The sequence below is a fragment of the Paraburkholderia sp. SIMBA_054 genome (genome assembly GCF_046534875.1).
Classification (GTDB): domain Bacteria; phylum Pseudomonadota; class Gammaproteobacteria; order Burkholderiales; family Burkholderiaceae; genus Paraburkholderia; species Paraburkholderia hospita.
Window position 1 is genome coordinate 1 of record NZ_JAWRXV010000395.1, and the last position, 347, is coordinate 347.

Here is a 347-nt window from a genome sequence, read left to right on the forward strand (position 1 = left end):
GGGCATTCACTGCCTGCCCGCGTGCGAAGACACGGTCTCGAATCACGCGTACTTCCCGATTCTCGTCGGCGACAAGTATCCGTTGAGCCGCGACGCGTTGTACGAGCGATTCCGCGAACACAACGTCATCGTGCGTCGTTACTTCTATCCGCTGATTTCGGATTTTCCGATGTACCGTGGCTTGCCGACGGCGCATCGAGCGAATCTGCCGATCGCGTCCGACGCCGCGCAACGAGTGCTCTGTCTGCCGATCTTCCCGACTCTGTCCGACGCGCAAATGGACCGGATTGTCGACATCTTCACGTCCTGCTAAGAAGTCTGGGCGGACGTTTCAAATGCACGGCGGC

At 59.4% G+C, this 347-nt stretch carries 1 protein-coding gene; it reads left to right on the top strand.

Annotated elements, in window-relative coordinates; all coding sequences use genetic code 11:
* A partial coding sequence (locus SB822_RS55635) for a DegT/DnrJ/EryC1/StrS family aminotransferase (RefSeq protein ID WP_410858915.1) occupies window positions 1-313 on the top strand: 313 nt, incomplete at its 5' end.
* Window positions 314-347 lie beyond the last annotated feature (34 nt).